Raw genomic sequence first — 23060 nt, 5'->3', positions numbered from 1 at the left:
CTCAGCGGAACGGCGGTTCATCGAAGCTGCGCAGTTTACGCGAGTGCAACGAATTGAGCTCGGTACGCAGCAGGTCGAGGGCCGCGATGCCGATCTTCAGGTGCTGGCTGACCGCACGGTTATAGAACGCATTGGCTGAACCGGGCAGCTTGATTTCGCTGTGCAGCGGCTTGTCGGAAACGCACAGCAAAGTGCCGTAAGGCACCCGTAGACGGTAGCCCTGGGCGGCGATGGTGCCGCTTTCCATGTCCACGGCCACGGCACGCGAGAGGTTGATCAATGGCCGCTCCTGGGCCCAGCGCAGCTCCCAGTTGCGGTCGTCGTAGGTCAGCACGGTGCCGGTGCGCAGGCGTTTCTTCAACTGCTCGCCTCGTTCGCCGGTCACTTGCGCGGCCGCTTCCTGCAATGCCAGCTGCACCTCGGCCAGGGCCGGGATCGGAATGTTCGGCGGCACCACACGGTCAAGAATACCGTCGCGGCGCATGTAGGCATGGGCCAGCACGTAGTCGCCGATGGTCTGCGACTGACGCAGGCCGCCGCAGTGGCCGATCATCAACCAGCAGTGCGGACGCAGTACCGCCAGGTGGTCGGTGATGTTCTTGGCGTTGGACGGGCCGACGCCGATGTTGACCAGGGTGATGCCGTCGCCGTCGGCGGCGATCAGGTGATACGCCGGCATCTGGTAACGGTGCCATACCACGCTGGCCACCAAGGCCTGGGCTTCGCCATTGTCCATGGCTTTTTCGATGATCACGTTGCCCGGTAGCACCATGCGCACGAAACGCGGGTCGTCACGCAGCTGCTCCAGGCCATGGGCGATGAACTGGTCGACATAACGGTGATAGTTGGTCAGCAGGATCCACGGCTGCATGTGCCGCCAGTCGCTGCCGGTGTAATGCACCAGGCGACGCAGCGAGAAGTCCACGCGAGCGGCATCGAACAGCGCCAGGGGCAGGCTCTCGGCCTTTTCCCAGTCGTACAGGCCGTCGGCGATGTTGTCGGTGGCCGCCGACAGGTCGGTGCTGGGGAACACCCTCGCCAGCTGGGCGGCGGTGATGCCGCTGCCGGCCAGTTCGTCACCCTGGTCGACGACGTAGGGGTATGGAATGTTCTGTTCGCTGACGCCGACTTCGACGGTGACGGTGTAGTCGTGCATCAGCGGCCGCAGCTGCTCCAGCAGATAGCCCCGGAACGCCGCCGGCTGAGTGACGGTCACGCTGTAAGTCCCGGCGACCTGCACCTTGGCATAGGCCCGGGTGGTGGCAGCCACCTCACCGTGGCTGAAGTAGGTCAGGCGCAGCGCCGGGTAGCGGAACAGCGCACGCGCATCGGCGTCCGGTTCGGTACGGTCCTTCAGATAACGCTTGAGGGCTTGGCTGAGGGCTCCGGTGGCCTGTTCATGCAGGGCCGCCAGACGATCGACGGCCTGTTCTGGGGTATCAACGACGATAAACGCTTGGCTCACACTGGGCTTCCTGTCTGGGCATGCATGGAAACATCTTGCCTGCCTTGCGTGGCAATTACACCCCCATCGTGATCAGCTCGGCCACAGTGGCGTGGCCCGCGCCACCAGCGCCTCGACATCCACGCCGCGGGGCAGTGCGCCATAGGCACGCCCCCCTCCCCCAAGACGACTGCCGATGAAGGCGTCGCTGACCGCTGTGTTGCCCGCTTCGAGCAGCAATTTGGCCTGCAGCGCCAGGGCGATGTCCTCTGTAAGTTGCCGGGCGCGGTACTGGATATCGCTGGTGTCGGCGAACGCCCCCTTGAGGTTGCCGATGTGCGTCGCCAAGCGCGGGTCGCCATGACCATCGCCCAGTTCGGCGAACAGTGCCTCCAGCACACCCGGCTCTTTGGCCAGCGCCCGCAGCACATCCAGGCACTGCACGTTGCCCGAGCCTTCCCAGGTGGAGTTGACCGGCGCTTCCCGATACAGCCGGGGCAAAATGCTGTCCTCGACGTACCCCGCCCCGCCGAGGCACTCGGCGGCCTCGTTGATCATCCCTGGGGCGCGCTTGCAGATCCAGTACTTGCCCACGGCGGTGACCAGGCGGGCGAAATGCGCCTGGCTGGGGTCGTCCAACTGCTCCAGGGCCTGACCCATGCGCAGGCTCAGGGCCAACGCCGCCTCGCTTTCCAGGGCCAGGTCGGCCAGCACGTTCTGCATCAGCGGTTGCTCGTTGAGCAATCGCCCGCCGACCTTGCGGTGCGCGCAATGGTGGGCGGCCTGGGTCAGGGCCTGGCGCATCAAGGCGCTGGAGCCGACCATGCAATCGAAGCGGGTCATCGCCACCATCTCGATGATGGTCGGCACACCCCGCCCTTCCTCGCCGACCATCCAGGCCAAGGCCCCGCGCAGCTCGATCTCGCTGGAGGCGTTGGAGCAATTGCCGAGCTTGTTCTTCAGGCGCTGGATGTAGAACTGGTTGCGGCTGTCATCGGGGCGATGGCGCGGCAGCAGGAAGCAGGACAGGCCCTTCTCGGTCTGGGCCAGGGTCAGGAAGGCATCGCACATCGGCGCCGAGCAGAACCATTTGTGGCCGACCAGCTCGTAGGCTTCGCCGGGCCCTGGGGTGCCGACCGGATAGGCGCGCGTGGTGTTGGCGCGCACGTCGGTGCCACCCTGCTTCTCGGTCATGGCCATGCCCAAGGTGACCCCAGCCTTGTGCCGATCGCCGACGTTGCGCGGGTCGTATTCGCGGCTCAGCACCTTGGGCAGCCAGTATTCGGCCAGTCCAGGTTGCAACTTCAACGCCGGCACCGCCGCAAAGGTCATGGTCAGCGGGCAACCGCTTCCGGCTTCGGCCTGGCTGTGCAGGTAGGTCATGCAAGCGCGCGCGACGTGTGCGCCTGGGCGGGGATCGGCCCAGGGCAGCGAAGGCAGGCCATGTTCGACCGCCGTGCGCATCAGTTCGTGGTAGGCCGGGTGGAACTCCACCAGGTCGATCCGATGACCATATCGGTCATGGCTGTGGAACTCGGGCTTGTGCGCGTTGGCCAGAAAGCCCGCTGCCATCAACGGCCCTCCGGCCAAAGCGCCGTAGGCATCGATTCGCGAAGCCGCCCAACCGGCGCCGAAACGGCTTGACCACTCCTGCAGCGGCAGGTCGAGGCGGTAGAGATTGGCACCGTCCAACGGCGGCGGCTGGTTGGTGACTTCGTGGGTCTCAGCGTACTGGTGCAGGTTCATCGGGTGCTCCTGGATCCGGGCATGCATGAACCCCCAGTGAAGCACCCCTCACCTCTCAGTCAAAGGGACAAAAATGACTAAACGTGTAGTTGACGCTAGAACCGCGTCACCCCAGACACCGCCCTCCCAGTCTGCGTCTGCACTTGGGCCAGGCTCACCTCGAGGCTGAATTCGAAGCGGCTGCCCAGCCCTCGCGTCGATTCATGGGACAGACGGGCTCCCAGCAACTCGCCCATCTGACGGCAGATCGACAGGCCGATGCCAAGACCGCCATAGCGTCGGGTCATCGAGCCATCGACCTGGAAGAAGCGTTGGTAAAGGATCGCCTGGTCGAGGTCGTCGAAACCAATCCCGCTATCGCTGACGACGAAGCTCAGGGCCAGCCGCTCAGGCCCCAGTCGGCGGCCCCTGACCTGCACGACCACGCCTCCCTGGTGCGTGAACTTGAGGCCGTTGTCCATCAGGCAGCCCAGGCAGCGCGCCAGTTTTTGCGCATCGCCCAGCAGTTCGTCGGGCACATCGGCAGGAATGTCCAGGCTCAGATACAGCCCTTTGCCAAGGGCCTGGGCGGCGCGGCCGGAGCGCAGGTCCTGAAGCATGCGCCGCAGGCCGAACGGCACGGCCTGAACCCGTAGGCGCCCGGCCTGCAGCTCAGTGAGAGTGAGGATGTCGTCGACCATCGCCATCATGTCCTGGGCCGAGCCTGCCGCCGTGCGGTGGTACTGAACCATCTCACCCTCCATGGGCAAGGTGTGCATCAGTTCCAGCGAGCCGATGACGCCGTTCATCGGCGTACGCAGCTCATGGGTCACGGTGGCGAGGAATTCGTCCTTCAGGCGATTGCTCCTGGCCAGTTGCTGGTTCAACTGCTCCAGGGTCCGGCCCGTGTCGCGCAGAGCCTGGGCCTGCTGCTCGCGCAAACTGTTGATGCGGTCGGCAAGGGCCAGCGACAACAGCGCCACTTCCAGCGCCGAACCGAGCTGGCTGGCATACATGGTGATGAACACATTGGGCAGATAGCCCAGCACCATCAAGGTGTTGACCAAGCCACCAAGGAGAAACGCCGACCAGGCGATAATGAACCAGCGCGCCACCCGCAGGCCGCGCCACCAGGCATAGATCCCGGCGGCGAAGATGCTGACGGTGAACAGCAGCGCCAGCAGCGTGGCCATGCGCAGGGCGATGCCGTAATGAAGGGTCACCGCCAGCACCATCACCAAGGCGCCGCCGACCATCAATAGCTGCAACAGCCGATCGAAACCTGGGCTGATCGTGCTCAGGCGCAGGAAATGGCGAGCGAACTGACAGCCGAACAGCCCTGCAGCACCGATGAACAATGGCGTCGCAGTGTTCGCCCACCAGGGGCTGTCGGGCCAGAAGTAGGCGACCCCGGCGCCGTTGACCGACACCTGGTAGAGCCCGAACGAGGCGATATAGAGGATGTAATAGAGGTAGCTGATGTCGCGCACGCTGAGGAAGATGAACAGGTTGTAGACCAGCATCACCAGCAATACGCCGTAGATCATGCCCAGTACATAGAGGCGCGTGGGCTGGGCTTCCAGGTAGGCTTGGGCGGACCACAGCGCCAGCGGCGCCTGCACCGAGCCCTCGCTTTGCAGGCGCAGATAGGCTGTGGTGGCCTGGCCCGGTTGCAGCGGCAGTTCGAAGAGGTAATTGTCCTGCTGGATCTTCCGACTGCTGTAGGGCAGCGTGTCGCCGGTGCGCTGGACCAGACGATGGACGCCCTGGGCATCCGGCAGATAGAGCTCGATGTGGTCCATCGGCGGATAGGCCAACTCCAGCAACCACTGTCGAGGCGCGGCTCCGGGCCTGGGCACGTAACGCAGGTCGACCTTCAACCAGAACACCGAGGTCGAATAACCGGCGTTGAGCACATTTTCATGATGGGTGCGAAAGCGGCTGGCGAAGGCGGCGGAGCTGACCTGGGCGATACTGGTGGTGCCATCCTGGTCTTCGAAGACCTGCATCGTCCGGCCCAATGGAAGGTGTCGGGTGGCGTCATCGAAGTCGACCGCCCCGGCCAGTGCGGGCAGCAGGCCCAACAGCACGATCAGCAAATAGCGCATACAGCCCCAGAATAGCCCGTCCAGTCGCGTCGCGTTTACCCTCCCATTCCTTTGAGGCGACGAAATCCGGCAGGCGCCGTTTATCGAGTTATCGGAGCACTCTAGCATAGCTATGGCAGCTATCAATGGGCCACCATTGAATTTGAAGAAACCGCTCTAATTCAATGCGTTAGACGATATTCCAGCACCGGAACTGACCACTCGATCAGCAAATCCCGTTTGTAGGACGATCCGCGCAAAAGGGTTTGGTGGTAAGCTCGCCGACCATGAATACCTACAGCTCCCGCCCCGTTGTCCTCTGTCTCTCCGGCCACGACCCCAGTGGCGGCGCCGGCCTGCAGGCAGATATCGAAGCCCTGATCGCCCAAGGCTGTCACGCCGCCCCTGCAGTGACCGCCCTGACCGTTCAGGATACCGTCAACGTTTCCGACTTCCGCGTGCTCGACCGCGAGTGGGTGCTGGCCCAGGCCAATGCCGTGCTCGCCGACTCGACCGTGGCCGCGGTCAAGCTGGGCATGCTCGGTTCGATCGAGATGGTCGACACCGTCGCCGAACTGCTCGCCGCCCACCCGCACCTGCCAATGGTCTGCGACCCGGTGCTGCGTGCCGGGGGCGGTGGCCGCCTGGGCAAGGACGAGGTCGGCTACGCGCTGCGTGAACGCTTGCTGCCGCTGGCCACCATCGCCACGCCCAACCTGCCGGAAGCGCGCATTCTTGCAGAGCTGCCCGAGGGCACCGCGGATGAGTGCGCCGAGAAGCTGCTGCCGTTCTGCCGGCACTTGCTGATCACCGGGGGTCACGGCGACGAGGAGGAGATTCACAATCGCCTGTACAGCCGCGACGGCCAGCACCATACCTGGACCTGCCAGCGCCTGCCGGGCAGTTACCATGGTTCGGGCTGCACCCTGGCCAGCGCCCTGGCCGGTCGCCTGGCCCTGGGCGAACAGCTCGACAGCGCCGTGCGCAGCGCCCTGGACTACACCTGGCGAACCCTGCGCGATGCCGAGCAACTGGGCAAAGGGCAGTTCGTTCCACGCCGTCTGCCCCTGGACTTCTGCTCCTGACACGAGGCCTTCAGATGAAGCTACGCGGTCTGTACGCAATCACCGATAGCCAGCTGCTCGCCGGCCGTTTCCTGTCCCATGTCGAGGCGGCGCTCGAAGGCGGCGTCTGCCTGTTGCAGTACCGCGACAAGAGCGACGACGCCGCGCGTCGCCTGCGCGAAGCCGAAGCGCTGATGAAGCTCTGCGAGCGCTACGGCACCCAGTTGGTGATCAACGACGACGCCGAACTGGCCGCGCGCCTGGGCGTGGGTGTGCACCTGGGCCAGACCGACGGCCCGCTGACCCCGGCCCGCGCCCTGCTCGGGCGTAATGCGATCATCGGCTCGACCTGCCATGCGCGCCTGGACCTCGCCCAACAAGCTGCCCACGAAGGCGCCAGCTATGTCGCCTTTGGGCGCTTTTTCAATTCCGTGACCAAACCCGGCGCCCCTGCTGCCAGCCTCGACCTGCTGGAGCAGGCCCGGGATCAGGTCAAGCTGCCGATCGCCGTGATCGGCGGCATCACCCTCGACAACGCCGCCCCGTTGGTTGCCCATGGCGCCGACCTGCTGGCGGTCATCCACGGCTTGTTCGGTGCCGACAGCGCGCAGGAAGTCACCCGCCGCGCCCGCGCCTTCAACGCCCTGTTCGCTTGCTGATTTCGAGAGAAAATCCCATGTCCCGTTCCGAATCCCTGTTCGCCCAAGCCCAGAAGCACATCCCCGGCGGCGTCAATTCGCCGGTCCGCGCCTTCAAGAGCGTCGGCGGCACGCCGCTGTTCTTCAAGCACGCCGAAGGCGCCTACGTGGTCGATGAGGATGACAAGCGCTACGTCGACTATGTTGGCTCCTGGGGCCCGATGATCCTCGGCCACAGCCATCCCGAGGTGCTCGCCTCGGTGCGCAAGCAGCTCGAGCATGGGCTGTCGTACGGCGCACCGACGGCCATGGAAACCGAGATGGCCGATCTGGTCTGCTCGATCGTGCCCTCGATGGAAATGGTGCGCATGGTCAGCTCCGGCACCGAAGCCACCATGAGCGCGATCCGCCTGGCCCGTGGCTACACCGGCCGTGACGCCATCATCAAGTTCGAGGGTTGCTACCACGGCCACTCCGACAGCCTGCTGGTCAAGGCCGGCTCCGGCCTGCTGACCCAGGGCGTGCCGAGCTCGGCGGGCGTACCGGCGGACTTCGCCAAGCACACCCTGACCCTGCCGTTCAACGATATCGCCGCGGTGGAGAGGACCCTGAGCGAAGTCGGCAGCACCGTGGCCTGCATCATCGTCGAGCCGGTGGCCGGCAACATGAACTGCGTACCGCCGGCGCCGGGCTTCCTCGAAGGCCTGCGCGAGCAATGCGACAAGCACGGCGTGGTGCTGATCTTCGACGAAGTGATGACCGGTTTCCGCGTGTCGCTCGGCGGCGCCCAGGGCCATTACGGCATCACCCCTGACCTGTCGACCTTCGGCAAGATCGTCGGTGGCGGCATGCCGGTCGGCTGCTTCGGCGGCAAGCGCGAGATCATGGGCTGCATCGCCCCGCTCGGCCCGGTCTACCAGGCCGGCACCCTGTCGGGCAACCCACTGGCGATGGCCGCAGGCCTGACCACGCTCAAGCTGATCAGCCGCCCAGGCTTCCACGACGAGCTGACTGCGTTCACCAGCCGCATGCTCGACGGCCTGCAGCAGCGCGCCGACGCCGCCGGCGTGCCCTTCGTCACCACCCAGGCCGGCGCCATGTTCGGTCTGTACTTCACCGGTGCCGACGACATCGTCACCTTCGAGGACGTGATGGCCAGCGACGCCGAACGCTTCAAGCGCTTCTTCCACCTGATGCTCGACGGTGGCGTGTACCTGGCGCCGAGCGCCTTCGAGGCCGGCTTCACCTCGATCGCCCACGGCGAAACCGAGCTGAAGATCACCCTGGACGCAGCAGAAAAAGCCTTCGCCGCGCTGAAGTGATGGGGAAGTCTGCACGGCCTCTTCGCGGGCAAGTCGGAGAGGCCGGTGCGGGCAATAACTGCCGATGCAATCAGCAGATGCTTCTTCAAAAGAGAATTTCGCGTAAAACTTTGTAAGGTTGGCGCTGCTTATCCCATAATGTGCCACCAGAGACATTGGCCGTAGCTTTGCAGAGGTAAGTCGATCCCCATGAACCGCACCGGCCGCGCCCTGACCCTGGGCTGCCTGTTGCTTCTTCAGCCCCTGCTGGCCCTGGCGGAGGGTAGTAACTCGTTGCTGATTCCAGCCACGGGCCGCTGCACCCTGAATGTCCAACCGCAAGATCTGGACAATGCCATCAAGGCCTGCGAGAAGATCGCCAGCGACGGGGATGCGCAGGCGCAGTACGAGCTGGGCGAGTTCTACTACACGCAAACGCCAAAAGCCTTGGACAAAGCCCTGAACTGGTTCGAGAAGGCCTCGCTGCAAGGCCACGCCGAAGCCCAGTATCGTCTCGGCGCCATGTTCTTCCATGGCGAAGGCGTCAAGGCCAACAACGTGCAGGCCTACATCCTGCTGAAAATGGCCGCGGTCAACGGCGCCGAGGATGCCTTGGACATGGCCGACGAAGTGACCGAGCAGATGCCCCGTGACGAGCTGGAACACGCCACCCAGGTGCTCGGCCAGATTTTCCGCAAGTACCTGCTGGAACTGCAGAACGCCGAAGGGCGCACGCCCTTCTCGCCGCTCCCCTGAGCCTTACCTCTCCGGCATCGGCATCGGGAACGGCATCACGTTGCCCCCGCCTTTGGCCTCGCTGATCTTCGCCGTCCCCAGCCGCTCCACTTCGTCGATGCGCACGATCGAATGCATCGGCACGAAACTGCGGATCACGCCCTCGAATTGGGTCTTGAGCTTTTCCTCGCTCGGATCGACGACCACCTGGGTGCGCTCACCGAAAACGAATTCCTCGATTTCCAGAAAGCCCCACAGGTCGCTCTGGTAGATCTGCTTGGCGTACATCTCGAAGACCTGACCCTGATTGAGGAAGATCACTTTATAGATGGCGGGTTCGCGTTTGCTCATGTTCGGCGGAATAACACATGCGTAAGAAAAGTCGCGCATGATACCTGCTCTGGCCCGTTCGCGGGCAAGTCGGGGTGCCGGAACACGCCGCACAGACCCTTGATCGTATCAGTGCTTTCGCCACTGCCCTTCTAGGGTTATTCTTGAGTTCACATTCATTGCCGTCGAGCGGCCAAAAAAGACCTTGAACGCACCCATACAACCTCATCGCTTCATCCTCGAGCCCTTCGAGGCCAACCGTTTCGCCAACTTGTGCGGCCAGTTCGACGAGCACCTGCGCCTGATCGAACAACGCCTGGCCATCGAGATCCGCAACCGCGGCAATCAGTTCGAACTGATCGGCGAACCCAAGACCACCTCCGCCGCCGAGCAGCTGCTACGCCGCCTCTACCGTGAGGCCAAGGCCACCGAGCTGTCCCCGGAAACCGTGCACCTGTACCTGCAGGAGTCCACGGTCGAGAACATCGACAACCCGGCGGTCAACGAAGTCAGCGTGTCGCTGCGCACGCGCAAGGGCAATATCCGCCCGCGTGGCGTCAACCAGCAGCGCTACGTCAAGGAAATCCTGGCCAACGACATCAACTTCGGTATCGGCCCGGCCGGCACCGGCAAGACGTACCTGGCCGTGGCCTGCGCCGTCGATGCCCTGGAGCGCGAGCAGGTGCGCCGCATCCTGCTGGTGCGCCCGGCGGTGGAAGCGGGCGAAAAGCTCGGCTTCCTGCCCGGCGATCTGGCCCAGAAGATCGACCCGTACCTGCGCCCGCTGTACGACGCCCTTTACGAAATGCTCGGCTTCGAGCACGTGGCCAAGCTGATCGAGCGCCAGGTGATCGAAATCGCCCCGCTGGCGTACATGCGCGGCCGCACCCTGAACAACAGCTTCATCATCCTCGACGAGAGCCAGAACACCACGCTCGAGCAGATGAAGATGTTCCTCACCCGCATCGGTTTCGGCTCCACCGCGGTGATCACCGGCGACATCACCCAGGTCGACCTGCCGCGTGGCACCAAGTCCGGTCTGGCCCACGTGATCGAGGTGCTCAAGGACGTACCGGGCATCAGCTTCACCCACTTCCAGCCCAAGGACGTGGTGCGTCATCCGCTGGTGCAGCGCATCGTCGAAGCCTACGACCGCTTCGACGCCCGCCAGACCAAGCCCGAGGTCAATGGCAAAGATGCTTGAACTCGATCTGCAACGGGCCACGGATGCCGCCGCCCCGGATGACGACGCCTTCCGCCGTTGGTGCGCGCTTGCCTTGCGCCAGCGCAGCGCCGACTCGGAAATGACCATCCGCCTGGTCGACGAAGCCGAAGGACGTGAGCTCAACCATACCTATCGGCACAAGGACTACGCGACCAACGTGTTGTCGTTCCCGGCCGACGTGCCCGACGAACTGCTCGATATCCCGCTGCTCGGCGACCTGGTGATCTGCGTCCCGGTGGTCGAACGTGAAGCGGCCGAGCAAGGCAAGGCGCTGGAGGCCCACTGGGCGCACCTGGTGATCCACGGCTGCCTGCACCTGCTGGGCTACGACCACATCGAAGACGACGAGGCCGAGGAAATGGAAGCGCTGGAACGACAATTGCTTGCCGAACTGGGGCATCCCGACCCCTATGCCGAAGACGAATCAGATTCCCTTACACACTGAACATTGCAAGGATCACGAGTAACCGCCATGAGCGAAGACCGATCGAGCAACGGGCAAAAGTCCTGGCTGGGTAAACTGACCCAGGCTTTTGCCCATGAGCCGAAAAACCGCCAGGAGCTCCTCGAGCTGCTGCGCGAAGCCCATCAGAACAAGCTGCTCGACAGCGAAGCACTGACCATCGTCGAAGGCGCCATCCAGGTCGCCGACCTGCAGGTGCGCGACATCATGGTCCCACGCTCGCAGATGATCAGCATCAAGGCCCACCAGTCGCCTCGCGAATTCCTGCCGGCAGTGATCGACGCCGCGCACTCGCGCTATCCGGTGATCGGCGAGAGCCACGACGATGTGCTCGGTATCCTGCTCGCCAAGGACCTGCTGCCGCTGATCCTCAAGGAGAACGGCGACAGCTTCAACATCAAGGATCTGCTGCGCCCAGCCACCTTCGTGCCCGAGTCCAAGCGCCTGAACGTGCTGCTGCGCGAGTTCCGCGCCAACCACAACCATATGGCCATCGTCATCGACGAATACGGTGGCGTGGCCGGCCTGGTCACCATCGAAGACGTGCTGGAGCAGATCGTCGGCGACATCGAGGACGAGCATGACGTCGAGGAAGACAGCTACATCAAGCCGCTGCCCAGCGGCGACTTCCTGGTCAAGGCGCTCACCCCGATCGAGAACTTCAACGAATTCTTCGACAGCGCGTTTTCCGACGATGAATTCGACACCGTCGGCGGCCTGGTGATGAGCGCCTTCGGTCACCTGCCCAAGCGCAACGAAACCACCGAGATCGGCGCCTACAAGTTCCGTATTCTCAACGCCGACAGCCGGCGGATACACTTGCTGCGCCTGACCCCGATCACCCGCTAAGGACAATCATGCGTTGGATCACCCGCCCCGGCTGGCCCGGTAACCTGCTGGCCGTGGCGGCCGGCGCTTCCACCCTCCTGGCCCTGGCGCCGTTCGACATCTGGCCGCTGGCCATCCTGTCGATCGCCCTGTTCTACCTCGGCCTGCGCGAGCTCAGTCCGCGCCAGGCCATGGGCCGCGGCTGGTGCTTCGGCTTCGGCCTGTATGGCGCCGGCACCTGGTGGATCTACGTCAGCATGAACACCTACGGCGGCGCCTCGCCGCTGCTGGCGATCCTCTTGTTGCTGGCGTTCTTCGCCGCTCTGGCCTGGTTCTTCGCCCTGCCCGCCTGGTTGTGGGCGCGCTGGTTGCGGCGTAACGAAGCCCCCCTTGCCGACGCCCTGTGCTTCGCCGCCCTGTGGCTGCTGCAAGAGGCCTTCCGGGGCTGGTTCCTCACCGGATTCCCCTGGCTCTACGCCGGTTACAGCCAGCTCGACGGGCCATTGGCCGGTCTGGCGCCGCTGGGTGGCGTGTGGCTGGTGTCCTTTGCCCTGGCGCTGAGCGCGGCACTGTTGTGCAACCTGCATCGACTGCGTGTACGCCCCTCGTTCCTGGCCGTCGGCGTGGTGTTGTTGCTGGCACCTTGGGTAACGGGGCTGGCACTCAAGGACCACGCCTGGACCAAACCAGCCGGCGAACCGCTCAAGGTTGCGGCGTTGCAGGGCAATGTCGCCCAGGACCTGAAGTGGGACCCGGCGCACATCGATGCGCAGCTGGCGCTGTACCGCGACATGAGCTTCAGTTCCAAGCCGGTCGACCTGCTGGTGTGGCCGGAAACCGCCGTGCCGGTGCTCAAGGACCAGGCTCAGGGCTATATCGATGTGATGGGCCGATTCGCTGCCGACCGCCATTCGGCGCTGATCACCGGAGTGCCGGTGCGCGAGGTGGTGCATCACCAGCGTCGCTACTACAACGGCATCACGGTCACAGGCGAGGGCGACGGCACCTACCTAAAGCAGAAACTGGTGCCATTCGGTGAGTACGTGCCGCTGCAGGACATGCTGCGTGGCCTGATCGAGTTCTTCAACCTGCCGATGTCGGACTTCGCCCGTGGCCCCGAGGACCAGCCGCTGCTACAGGCCAAGGGCTACCAGATAGCCCCGTACATCTGCTACGAAGTGGTCTATCCGGAGTTCGCCGCCGGCCTGGCGGCACGCAGCGACCTGCTGCTGACGATCAGCAACGATACCTGGTTCGGTACCTCCATCGGCCCGCTGCAGCACTTGCAGATGGCGCAAATGCGGGCACTGGAGGCCGGCCGCTGGATGATCCGCGCCACCAACAACGGCGTGACCGCGCTGATCGACCCGTTCGGGCGCATCACCGCGCAGGTGCCGCAGTTCCAGCGAGCGGTGCTGTATGGCGAGGTGGTACCGATGCAGCAACTGACGCCGTACCTGCAATGGCGTTCGTGGCCACTGGCGATCGTCTGCGTGTTGCTGTTCGGCTGGGCGCTGGCGGCTGGGCGGATTGCCAAGACCGTCTGAGGTGCCACTCGGGGCGGTTCGGCGCCCCGACAACCTCAATAGAACAGCCGGTACCCCACCAATCCCACCGCTTCGTTGAGCAACTGCCCGCTCTGCCACATCGCCCGGCTCTCGGGCAACAACCCCGCGAAGGGCCGGGCATGGTCGCCACCGAGGAACCCCATCGGCGCCGGCACCACCTCGAACCCGGCACGCTCGAAACTCCAGCGTGAGCGCTGCATGTGCCAGGATTGGGTCACCAATACCACTCGGCGAATGCCCAAGGGTTGCAGGATCCGGGCGCTGAACTGGGCGTTCTCCCAGGTGGTGCGGCTGGCCTCTTCCTTCCACTTCACCTCGACACCGAAATCCTCTTTCAGGCGATCGGCCATCAACTGCGCCTCGCTGGGCGGCGTGCCGTAATGCAGCCCACCACTGATCAGTAATGGCAGGCCGCTGGCCTTGGCCAGTCGCGCGGCAAAGCGCATGCGCTCCAGGGCCGTGGCAGTCGGCTGGTCGTCGCCGCCCCAGGCCATGTCGCCCCGCTCACGGCCAGCGCCCAAGACGACGATGGCCTGGGCCTGTTCGGCCAGCCCGGACCACGCCGTCAGCGGCAATGGTGGCTCGGTTTCCAGCAGTCGTGCCGACTCCTGCACCACCCATGGCAGGCTCATCAGCCACAGGCCACCCAAGCCCAGGGCAAAACACAGTGCTGCCAGCCGTGGCCGCCGCGTGCGCAGCCACCAGGCGGCGAGCAGCAGCAGAAACAGCAGGCCGGGCGGCAACAACCATTGTTTGATGAAAAATCGAATCGGCATCTACACACCTCCATGGAAGGCGTGCAGCCTAAGAGGAACGGCGCCGGGCAACAAGTCGTCGCCGGCGCCGATCGTGAGCAGTGCATTGAAGTCCCGGGGCGCGATGGCCTGCGCCAGGTGCTGAACGGCTAGCGATGCGGCAGCGTCCTGGATCTCGCCGTGCTGGCGGGGCGTCTCTTGTCCTTGAGCCAGATGATCTTTGCCGAGGTCGGTTCCGCTTGCGGGTAAGCACCGGCACAGGCATTGCGGCGTTCCGGGAGCGAATCCAGGTAGGCCTTGATCACTTCGAACTCTGCGTGGCTCAGGCCGCGCAACTCCAGCTCGGCTGGCATCTCGTCACGCAATCGCACCGATGTCCGGGCCACTTCCAAGGCCAGGCCAAGACGGTCGATCAGGCGTTCGTAAAGCTCCGGTTTGATTGCGGGTAGCTGCGTCTCTCCCATCCGTTCACCTCATTGAAGATAAGAATATCTCCCCCCAACAGTGAGCTTAGCGTCACTGCGAAAAGCAGCCGGGCGCTGCGACCAGCGGGCATTCGCAATCAGGGTTTCCCACGATGCGCGGCGCTGCTGTATGCTACGGCGTTCACTCTCACGACACCGGAGTGCCGGACGCAGCGAGGTTCCGCTGCCTGGAACAAGGTCTCTTCTCTCTCAGCATAAAGTAGCCATGCACGAACAATACACGCCCCGTGATATCGAAGCCGCCGCCCAGAAGTTCTGGGACGAGCAACAATCGTTCGCTGTTACCGAACAGCCAGGCAAGGACACCTACTACTGCCTGTCGATGTTCCCGTACCCGAGCGGCAAGCTACACATGGGCCACGTGCGCAACTACACCATCGGTGACGTGATCGCCCGCTACCAGCGCATGCTCGGCAAGAACGTCCTGCAGCCGATGGGCTGGGACGCCTTCGGCATGCCGGCGGAAAACGCCGCGATGAAGAACAACGTCGCGCCGGCCAAGTGGACCTACGAAAACATCGACTACATGAAGACCCAGCTCAAGAGCCTGGGCCTGGCCATCGACTGGGCACGTGAAGTCACCACCTGCAAGCCGGACTACTATCGCTGGGAGCAGTGGCTGTTCACCCGCCTGTTCGAAAAAGGCATCATCTATCGCAAGAACGGAACCGTGAACTGGGACCCGGCCGACCAGACCGTGCTCGCCAACGAGCAGGTCATCGACGGCCGCGGCTGGCGTTCCGGCGCGCTGATCGAGAAGCGCGAGATCCCGATGTACTACTTCCGCATCACCGACTACGCCGACGAGCTGCTGGAAAGCCTCGACGAGTTGCCGGGCTGGCCTGAACAGGTCAAGACCATGCAGCGCAACTGGATCGGCAAGTCCCGCGGCATGGAAGTGCAGTTCCCGTTCGACCAGGCCAGCATCGGCCACGAAGGCACACTGAAGGTCTTCACCACCCGTCCTGACACCCTGATGGGTGCCACCTATGTCGCCGTTGCCGCCGAACACCCGCTGGCCACTCAGGCCGCGCAGGGCAACCCGGCGCTGCAGGCGTTCATCGACGAGTGCAAGAGCGGTAGCGTGGCCGAAGCCGACATGGCCACCCAGGAGAAGAAGGGCATGCCCACTTCCCTGTTCGTCCAGCACCCGCTGACCGGCGAGAAGCTGCCGGTTTGGGTGGCCAACTACGTGCTGATGCACTACGGCGATGGCGCCGTGATGGCCGTACCGGCCCACGACGAGCGTGACTTCGAGTTCGCCCACAAGTACAACCTGCCGGTCAAGGCCGTGGTCCGCACCAGCGCCGGCGATGAAGTTGGCAGCGAGTGGCTGGCGGCTTACGGCGAGCACGGCCAACTGATCAATTCCGGCGAGTTCGACGGCCTGGACTTCGCCGGTGCCTTCGACGCCATCGAAGCGGCCCTGATCCGCAAGGAGCTTGGCAAGTCGCGTACCCAGTTCCGCCTGCGCGACTGGGGCATCAGCCGCCAGCGCTACTGGGGCTGCCCGATCCCGATCATCCACTGCCCGTCCTGTGGCGACGTACCGGTGCCGGAAGACCAGCTGCCGGTCACCCTGCCGGAGAACGTGGTACCGGATGGTGCCGGTTCGCCGCTGGCGCGCATGCCCGAATTCTACGAATGCACCTGCCCGAAATGCGGCACCGCGGCCAAGCGCGAAACCGACACCATGGACACCTTCGTCGAGTCGTCCTGGTACTTCGCCCGCTACGCCTCGCCCAACTACGAAGGCGGCATGGTCGACCCGAAAGCCGCCAACCACTGGCTGCCGGTCGATCAGTACATCGGCGGTATCGAACACGCCATCCTGCACCTGCTGTACGCACGCTTCTTCCACAAGCTGATGCGTGACGAAGGCCTGGTGACCTCCAACGAGCCGTTCAAGAACCTGCTGACCCAGGGCATGGTGGTCGCCGAGACTTACTACCGCGTGGCCAGCAACGGCAGCAAGGACTGGTTCAACCCCGCCGACGTCGAAGTCGAGCGCGATGCCAAGGCCAAGATCATCGGCGCCCGCCTGAAGACCGACGGCCAGCCGGTGGAAATCGGCGGCACCGAGAAGATGTCGAAGTCGAAGAACAACGGCGTCGACCCGCAATCGATGATCGACCAGTACGGTGCCGACACCTGCCGTCTGTTCATGATGTTCGCCTCGCCGCCCGACATGAGCCTGGAATGGTCCGACTCCGGCGTCGAAGGCGCAAGCCGCTTCCTGCGCCGCGTCTGGCGTCTGGCCCAGGCCCATGTCGGCCAGGGTCTGCCGGGCAAACTGGACGTCGCCGCCCTGGATGACGCGCAGAAGGTCATCCGTCGCGCCATTCATGCCGCGATCAAGCAGGCCAGCACCGACGTGGGTCAGTTCCACAAGTTCAACACCGCCATCGCCCAGGTGATGACCGTGATGAACGTGCTGGAAAAAGCCCCGCAGGCTACCGCACAGGACCGCGCCCTGCTGCAGGAAGGCCTGGAGGCCGTGACCCTGCTGCTGGCGCCGATCACCCCGCACATCTCCCACGAGCTGTGGCAGCAACTGGGCCACACCGAGGCAGTCATCGACGCGGCCTGGCCAGTGGTCGACGAGAGCGCCCTGGTGCAAGACACCGTCACCCTGGTGGTGCAGGTCAACGGCAAGCTGCGCGGCCAGGTGGAAATGCCGGCCGCCGCGAGCCGCGAGGAAATCGAAGCCGCCGCCCGCAGCAACGAGAATGTCCTGCGCTTCATCGATGGCCTGACCATCCGCAAGGTCATCGTAGTGCCGGGCAAGCTGGTCAACATCGTCGCCAATTGATGGCAACGCCCGCCCGCAGACCTGCGGGCGGGCGGAACAGGCTCAAGAGGGAGCAACAACATGATCAAACGCAATCTGCTGGTGATCGGCCTGGCCGTCGTGCTCAGCGCCTGCGGTTTCCAGCTGCGCGGCACCGGCACCACCGAACTCAGCCTGAAGGAAATGGACGTCAGCGCACGTAACGCCTATGGCGATACCGTCAAACAGCTGCGCGAAGTCCTCGAGCGCAGCGGCGTCAAGCTGACCACCGCCGCCCCATACCGCCTGGTCCTGACCAACGAGAAGGAATCCCAGCGCGCCGCGACCTACAGCGCCGGCAGCCGCTCTACCGAGTATGAACTGACCACCGAACTGGACTACAGCATCCTCGGCCTGAACAACCTGGAGCTGCTCAGCGACAAGCTGGAAGTGCGCAAGGTCTATGTGCATGACGGCGACAACATCACCGGTTCCGACCAGGAAGCCACCCAGGCCCGCGAAGAAATGCGGCGCGACCTGGTGCAAGGCATGGTCGTGCGCCTGCAGATGCTGACCCCGGCCCAGCTCGACCAACTGCAGCAGGAAGCCGACGCCCGTGCCAAAGCCCAGGCCGAAGCCCTGGAAGCTGCACGTCGTCAGCAGGATGAAACCCCGCAACAATCGCCCATGGAAGTCCCGGCCAACTGAGCCGCTGCGGGGCACTTAGGTGCCCCGCTCTTATCCCCATGAAGCTCGCTCCCGCCCAACTCAACAAACACCTGCAAGGCAACCTGGCCCCTGTCTACGTGGTCAGCGGCGACGACCCGTTGCTGTGCCAGGAGGCCGCCGACGCCATTCGCAATGCGGCTCGTCAGCAAGGTTTCGATGAACGCCAGGTGTTCAGCGCCGACGCCAACTTCGATTGGGGCACGCTGCTGCAGGCCGGCAATAGCCTGTCGCTGTTCGCCCAACGCCGGCTCTTGGAGCTGCGCCTGCCCTCGGGCAAGCCTGGCGACAAGGGTGGCGCGGCGCTGATGGAGTATTGCGCCAACCCCGCCGAGGACACCCTGCTGCTGGTCAGCCTGCCCAAGCTCGATGGCAGCGCGCAGAAGACCAAGTGGGGCAAGGCCTTGATCGAAGGCGCACACTGCCAGTTCATTCAGATCTGGCCGGTGGACGCCCAGCAATTGCCGCAGTGGATCAACCAACGCCTGTCACAGGCAGGGTTGTCGGCCCAGCGTGACGCGGTCGACCTGATCGCCGCGCGGGTCGAAGGCAACCTGCTGGCTGCCGCGCAGGAAATCGAAAAGCTCAAGCTGCTCGCCGAAGGCAACCAGATCACCGTTGAAACGGTGCAGTCCGCCGTAGCCGACAGTGCCCGGTTCGATGTCTTCGGGCTGGTCGATGCCATTCTCAATGGCGAGGCGGCACATGCCCTGCGCATGCTCGAGGGGCTGCGCGGCGAAGGCGTCGAGCCGCCGGTGATTCTCTGGGCACTGGCCCGCGAGTTGCGCCTGCTGGCCGGCCTGGCCCAACAGTTCAGCCAAGGCGTGCCTTTGGACAAAGCCTTCAGCCAGGCCCGCCCGCCGGTCTGGGACAAGCGCCGGCCCCTGGTCAGCAAAGCCCTGCAGCGCCTCTCGGCGCGGCGCTGGGCCCAACTGCTGCAGGATGCCCAGCGTATCGACGCGCAGATCAAGGGCCAGGCCGAGGGTTCGCCGTGGACCGGGCTGGCGCGGCTGGCGCTGTTGATGGCTGGGCAGCGGCTGACGCTGCCGCCGGAGTGATGGCGTTGGCGGCTCTGGATTTGGGGTGGTTATGAGATCGAGCGCCGCGCGGGCGGCGCTCGATCTCATAACTTCCACAAATTTCGCGACAAGCACCACACTCTTGCCCCATAAGCAGAATCAATTGGCCCACCCCCGCCCAAGCCCCTAAAGTGCCCCCGACACCAACCCCCATGGGAACCCACCATGAGCAAAAAGCCGAAAAAGCACGGCCCCAACAAGGCCAAGTCCATCGTCGCCCAACCCTTGTTCCGCTGCCGTCAGGAACGACCGGACAAGGGCAAAGGCAGCTACCGCCGCGAAGCCTTCCAATCGAGAGATTGGGAGGCTTCTTACTTTTTGGCGGCATGAAAGCATCGTAAGCGCAGGCATGATATGGTCATCACCTGACCTGTATTTCTGGATCTGTGCATGCTCCTCAGTCTTCTCCCTCGCTGGGAATCCCGCCAGCTGATCGCAGCTTCGAGCTTCATCCTGCTTGTCGCCTGCGCAGAAAAACCCACGGCGGCCGATGCCCTGCCCCTGGCGCCCGCCCAGCCCGCCCCCGTCGTGAACCTGCCCAGCAGCCCCCCTGACACCAGCACCGAAATCCAACCGCTGCAAACCTTCGCCCAATGGCAAGCCGGGTTCCGCCAGCAGGCCCTGCAGGCCGGTATCACGGCGAGCCTGTTCGACCGAGCGTTTCTCGGCGTCACACCCGACATGGACGTGATCAAGGCCGATCGTAGCCAACCCGAATTCACCCGCCCGGTCTGGGAATACCTCGACGGCGCCTTGTCGCCACTACGGGTGCGCAAAGGCAAGCGCCTGCTGGAAGAAAACGCCGAGTTGCTCACCCGCATCGAGCAGCGCTACGGCGTAGACCGCCAGGTACTGGTCGCGGTCTGGGGCATGGAAAGCAACTTCGGCCAGTTCCAGGGCAACAAGTCGGTGATCCGCTCGCTGGCCACCCTGGCCTACGAAGGGCGCCGTCCCCAGTTCGCCCAGGACCAACTGATCGCGGCCCTGCAGATCCTCCAGCACGGCGATATCCAGCCCGACGCCATGCGCGGCTCGTGGGCCGGGGCCATGGGCCAGACCCAGTTCATCCCGACCACCTACAACACCCATGCGGTCGACTTCGATGGCGACGGTCGCCGCGATATCTGGAACAGCACGCCAGACGCCCTGGCCTCGACCGCGCACTATCTGCAGAGCTCGGGCTGGAAGCGTGGCCAACCCTGGGGCTTCGAGGTACAGGTGCCGTCGGGGTTCGACTACTGGCAGGCTGACGGTACCTCGCGCAAGCCGGTCAATGAATGGCTGCAGATGGGCGTGAAACTGCCTGCTGGCACTCAGCTACCGGCCGGCAGCAACCAGCTGCCCGCCGCCCTGTTGTTGCCTGCCGGCGCCCGTGGCCCGGCGTTCCTGGTGCTGGACAATTTCCGCAGCATTCTCAAGTACAACAACTCGTCTTCATACGCCATGGCCGTGGGCTTGCTCGGCGACCGTTTCTCGGGGTGGGGTTTCATTGCCGGCAGTTGGCCGAAGGAAGACCTGCCGCTGAGCCGTAGCGAGCGCATGGAACTGCAGAACCTGCTCAACGCCAATGGTCATGATGCGGGCAATGCCGATGGCATCATCGGCGCGAACACCCGCAAGGCCATCCGCAACGCCCAGCAAGCCCTGGGCTGGCCAGCTGATGGATATCCGACGCACAAACTGCTCGAGAGCCTGCGCCGACAGTGACGCCCCAATCGCCGGCAACCTGGCTCCTGCACATCACCTGCAGGCGCTGGCTTGCCGGCGATGGGCTGCTTTGCAGCCCCGGCAATCTCAAACTGCGAACAAATCCTGCTGCAACACCAGCTGTTGCTTCTCACTGTCCAACAGCACCCGAGCCCCCAGCGGCAGGCACACGTTCGGGTCGCAATGCCCACTGCGCCACCCCGCCAGCACCGGCACGCCCAACGGGCCGAATATCTCCAGCAATAGCGGCGTCAAGGCCGCCACCGTGATCCCGGCAAAGTCGCCTACCAGTACACCCTTCAGGCCCTCCAGTTTGCCCGCCAGGCGCAACTGGGTCAGCAGCCGATCGACACGGTACAGTGGCTCGTTGACGTCCTCGATGAACAGGATCGCCCCTTCGCATTGCAACTCGCCGGTCGTGCCCAGCGTGGCGCCCAGCATCGACAGGTTGCCGCCAAGCAGGCGCCCCGTTGCCGTACCCGGCACCACGCAGTTCAAGGGAAACTCGGCGGGATGCGCAATGGCGTCGCCCCGCCGTACATGTCCGCCCAACTGAGCGATCAATGACGACTCGGTCGGTTGCAGCTTGGCTCCCAGCAGGTCGGCATTGAGCATGGCGCCATGAAAGGTCACCAGTCCGGCATGCTGGTTGAACACGTTATGCAGCGCGGTGACATCGCTGTAGCCGATGAACGGCTTTGGATGGCGGCGAACCAGGTCGAGGTCGAGGCGATCGAGCAGGCGCATGCTGCCGTAGCCACCGCGCATGCACAGGATGGCATCGATGGCCGGGTCGGCGAAGGCATCGTGCAGGTCTTGCAGGCGCTGCCCATCGCTGCCGGCCAGGTAGCCTTCGCTGGCACTGACGCTCGGGTACAGCCGGCTCCGATAACCACGCTCGGCAAACCATTGCTGAGCCTTCTGCACGTCCAGCCGTGCCGGGCCGGCGGGTGCCACCACGGCAAAACAGGCTGCCGCCGACAACGCCTTGGGCAAGCAGGATTCAGTGGATTCGGCGCAGTTCATCTGCGACTCCTTGCAACCATCGTTCTCAAACAAAAATGCCGATGCCACCTCACGGCGTGCATCGGCATGTATGGCCCAGGCCAGGCTCAGAGCTTGATCTTGGCCTCGTGCGCCTGCTGGTCGGCATGGTACGACGAACGCACCAACGGACCGGAGGCGACGTTCTTGAAGCCCATCTTGTAGCCTTCCTCGGCGAACCAGGCGAAGGTGTCCGGATGCACGAAACGCTGCACTGGCAGGTGGCTGCGCGAGGGCTGCAGGTACTGGCCGAGGGTCAGCATGTCGATGTCATGCTCGCGCATGCGGTGCATCACTTCGATCACTTCATCGTCGGTCTCGCCGAGGCCGAGCATCAGGCCCGACTTGGTCGGCACGTGCGGCACCAACTGCTTGAAGCGCTGCAGCAGGTCCAGCGACCAGTCATAGTCCGACCCCGGCCGCGCGGCCTTGTACAGGCGTGGCACGGTTTCCAGGTTGTGGTTGAACACATCCGGTGGCTCGTTGGCGGTAATCTCCAGGGCCACGTCCATCCGGCCACGGTAGTCCGGGACCAGGGTCTCGAGCTGTACGCCTGGCGACAGTGCGCGGATCTCGCGAATGCAGTCGGCAAAGTGCTGGGCACCGCCGTCACGCAGGTCGTCACGGTCCACCGAGGTGATCACTACGTACTTCAGACGCAGGTCAGCGATGGCGATGGCGAGGTTTTTCGGCTCGTCCACATCCAGCGGCTTCGGCCGGCCGTGGCCGACGTCGCAGAACGGGCAGCGGCGGGTGCAGATATCACCCATGATCATGAAGGTCGCGGTGCCGCCGGAGAAGCACTCGCCCAGGTTCGGGCAGGAGGCTTCTTCGCAAACGCTGTGCAGCTTGTGCTTGCGCAGCAGTTGCTTGATGCGGTCGACCTCTGGCGATACCGGGATGCGCACGCGGATCCAGTCGGGCTTTTTCGGCAGTTCTTCGGTGGGAATGATCTTCACCGGGATGCGTGCCACCTTCTCGGCACCACGCAGCTTGACCCCGGCTTCCACCTTCTTCGGTGCTGGGCGCGGGGGGGCATCCTGGGTAGGGATCTGGTTCGGCACGGCTTCTTGCACAGTTGTCATA

At 64.3% G+C, this 23060-nt stretch carries 21 protein-coding genes; 13 read left to right on the top strand and 8 right to left on the bottom strand.

The window, feature by feature from the left end:
* Position 1 precedes the first annotated feature (1 nt).
* From amn to E2H86_RS18085, 3 genes are all read right to left on the bottom strand, one after another.
* Positions 2 to 1465 (bottom strand): AMP nucleosidase, encoded by a 1464-nt coding sequence (gene amn, locus E2H86_RS18095; protein ID WP_133330240.1) that lies wholly within the window; start codon positions 1463 to 1465, stop codon positions 2 to 4.
* Between the two features lie 72 nt (positions 1466 to 1537).
* A complete protein-coding gene (locus E2H86_RS18090; protein ID WP_133330238.1) occupies positions 1538 to 3190 on the bottom strand; it encodes an acyl-CoA dehydrogenase family protein in 1653 nt (550 codons plus the stop codon).
* A 95-nt stretch (positions 3191 to 3285) separates the two neighbouring features.
* Positions 3286 to 5277, bottom strand: coding sequence for a sensor histidine kinase (locus E2H86_RS18085; RefSeq protein ID WP_133330236.1), 1992 nt, complete (start codon positions 5275 to 5277; stop codon positions 3286 to 3288).
* A gap of 266 nt (positions 5278 to 5543) precedes the next feature.
* Between E2H86_RS18085 and E2H86_RS18080 the strand changes: the two genes are divergently transcribed.
* From E2H86_RS18080 to E2H86_RS18065, 4 genes are all read left to right on the top strand, one after another.
* Complete coding sequence (locus tag E2H86_RS18080; protein ID WP_133330234.1) at positions 5544 to 6341, top strand: hydroxymethylpyrimidine/phosphomethylpyrimidine kinase; 798 nt, start codon at positions 5544 to 5546, stop codon at positions 6339 to 6341.
* 14 nt (positions 6342 to 6355) lie between these two features.
* Positions 6356 to 6979: a thiamine phosphate synthase gene (thiE, locus tag E2H86_RS18075; protein WP_133330232.1), complete on the top strand. Its 624-nt coding sequence runs from the start codon at positions 6356 to 6358 to the stop codon at positions 6977 to 6979.
* A 17-nt stretch (positions 6980 to 6996) separates the two neighbouring features.
* Complete coding sequence (hemL, locus tag E2H86_RS18070) at positions 6997 to 8280, top strand: glutamate-1-semialdehyde 2,1-aminomutase (protein WP_133330230.1); 1284 nt, start codon at positions 6997 to 6999, stop codon at positions 8278 to 8280.
* 189 nt (positions 8281 to 8469) lie between these two features.
* Positions 8470 to 9015: a tetratricopeptide repeat protein gene (locus E2H86_RS18065; protein WP_133330228.1), complete on the top strand. Its 546-nt coding sequence runs from the start codon at positions 8470 to 8472 to the stop codon at positions 9013 to 9015.
* 3 nt (positions 9016 to 9018) lie between these two features.
* Here the strand turns inward: E2H86_RS18065 and E2H86_RS18060 are convergent, their stop codons facing one another.
* Positions 9019 to 9345 carry a DUF1820 family protein gene (locus tag E2H86_RS18060; protein WP_133330226.1) on the bottom strand — a complete coding sequence of 109 codons (327 nt, stop codon included), beginning with the start codon at positions 9343 to 9345 and terminating at the stop codon, positions 9019 to 9021.
* A gap of 184 nt (positions 9346 to 9529) precedes the next feature.
* Between E2H86_RS18060 and E2H86_RS18055 the strand changes: the two genes are divergently transcribed.
* From E2H86_RS18055 to lnt, 4 genes are read left to right on the top strand one after another with little or no spacing between them, the layout of a single operon-like run.
* Positions 9530 to 10528 (top strand): PhoH family protein, encoded by a 999-nt coding sequence (locus tag E2H86_RS18055; protein WP_133330224.1) that lies wholly within the window; start codon positions 9530 to 9532, stop codon positions 10526 to 10528.
* Positions 10521 to 10994 (top strand): rRNA maturation RNase YbeY, encoded by a 474-nt coding sequence (ybeY, locus tag E2H86_RS18050; RefSeq protein ID WP_133330472.1) that lies wholly within the window; start codon positions 10521 to 10523, stop codon positions 10992 to 10994. The genes E2H86_RS18055 and ybeY overlap by 8 nt, the downstream gene beginning before the upstream one ends.
* 27 nt (positions 10995 to 11021) lie before the next feature.
* Entirely contained in the window at positions 11022 to 11861 is an 840-nt protein-coding gene (locus E2H86_RS18045; RefSeq protein WP_133330222.1) for an HlyC/CorC family transporter, read from the top strand.
* A gap of 8 nt (positions 11862 to 11869) precedes the next feature.
* Positions 11870 to 13387 carry an apolipoprotein N-acyltransferase gene (gene lnt, locus E2H86_RS18040; RefSeq protein ID WP_133330220.1) on the top strand — a complete coding sequence of 506 codons (1518 nt, stop codon included), beginning with the start codon at positions 11870 to 11872 and terminating at the stop codon, positions 13385 to 13387.
* 35 nt (positions 13388 to 13422) lie between these two features.
* On the opposite strand, the gene E2H86_RS18035 is transcribed toward lnt, so the two are convergent.
* Complete coding sequence (locus E2H86_RS18035; protein WP_133330218.1) at positions 13423 to 14184, bottom strand: YdcF family protein; 762 nt, start codon at positions 14182 to 14184, stop codon at positions 13423 to 13425.
* A gap of 128 nt (positions 14185 to 14312) precedes the next feature.
* Positions 14313 to 14627 (bottom strand): hypothetical protein, encoded by a 315-nt coding sequence (locus E2H86_RS18030; RefSeq protein WP_133330217.1) that lies wholly within the window; start codon positions 14625 to 14627, stop codon positions 14313 to 14315.
* Positions 14628 to 14853: 226 nt separating this feature from the next.
* Between E2H86_RS18030 and leuS the strand changes: the two genes are divergently transcribed.
* The 5 genes from leuS to E2H86_RS18005 all read left to right on the top strand — a co-directional run bounded on the left by leuS (position 14854) and on the right by E2H86_RS18005 (position 20930).
* Positions 14854 to 17460, top strand: a complete 2607-nt coding sequence (gene leuS / locus E2H86_RS18025; protein WP_133330216.1) for a leucine--tRNA ligase — start codon at positions 14854 to 14856, stop codon at positions 17458 to 17460.
* Positions 17461 to 17520: 60 nt separating this feature from the next.
* On the top strand, positions 17521 to 18126 hold the full coding sequence (locus E2H86_RS18020) for an LPS-assembly lipoprotein LptE (protein ID WP_133330214.1): 606 nt from the start codon (positions 17521 to 17523) through the stop codon (positions 18124 to 18126).
* Between the two features lie 38 nt (positions 18127 to 18164).
* Positions 18165 to 19202, top strand: a complete 1038-nt coding sequence (gene holA / locus E2H86_RS18015) for a DNA polymerase III subunit delta (protein ID WP_133330212.1) — start codon at positions 18165 to 18167, stop codon at positions 19200 to 19202.
* Between the two features lie 186 nt (positions 19203 to 19388).
* The gene (arfA, locus tag E2H86_RS18010; protein WP_016489355.1) at positions 19389 to 19553 is read left to right on the top strand and encodes an alternative ribosome rescue factor ArfA; all 165 of its coding nucleotides are present in this window, start codon (positions 19389 to 19391) and stop codon (positions 19551 to 19553) included.
* A 60-nt stretch (positions 19554 to 19613) separates the two neighbouring features.
* A complete protein-coding gene (locus E2H86_RS18005) occupies positions 19614 to 20930 on the top strand; it encodes a lytic murein transglycosylase (protein WP_133330210.1) in 1317 nt (438 codons plus the stop codon).
* An 87-nt stretch (positions 20931 to 21017) separates the two neighbouring features.
* On the opposite strand, the gene E2H86_RS18000 is transcribed toward E2H86_RS18005, so the two are convergent.
* Positions 21018 to 21956, bottom strand: a complete 939-nt coding sequence (locus E2H86_RS18000) for a S66 peptidase family protein (RefSeq protein WP_133330208.1) — start codon at positions 21954 to 21956, stop codon at positions 21018 to 21020.
* Positions 21957 to 22042: 86 nt separating this feature from the next.
* Complete coding sequence (gene lipA, locus E2H86_RS17995) at positions 22043 to 23059, bottom strand: lipoyl synthase (RefSeq protein WP_133330206.1); 1017 nt, start codon at positions 23057 to 23059, stop codon at positions 22043 to 22045.
* Position 23060 lies beyond the last annotated feature (1 nt).

This window comes from Pseudomonas putida, assembly GCF_004357765.1.
Lineage (GTDB): Bacteria > Pseudomonadota > Gammaproteobacteria > Pseudomonadales > Pseudomonadaceae > Aquipseudomonas > Aquipseudomonas putida_U.
The sequence above is the reverse complement of the archived record's forward strand: the minus strand, read 5'-3'. Positions and strand labels throughout refer to the sequence as shown.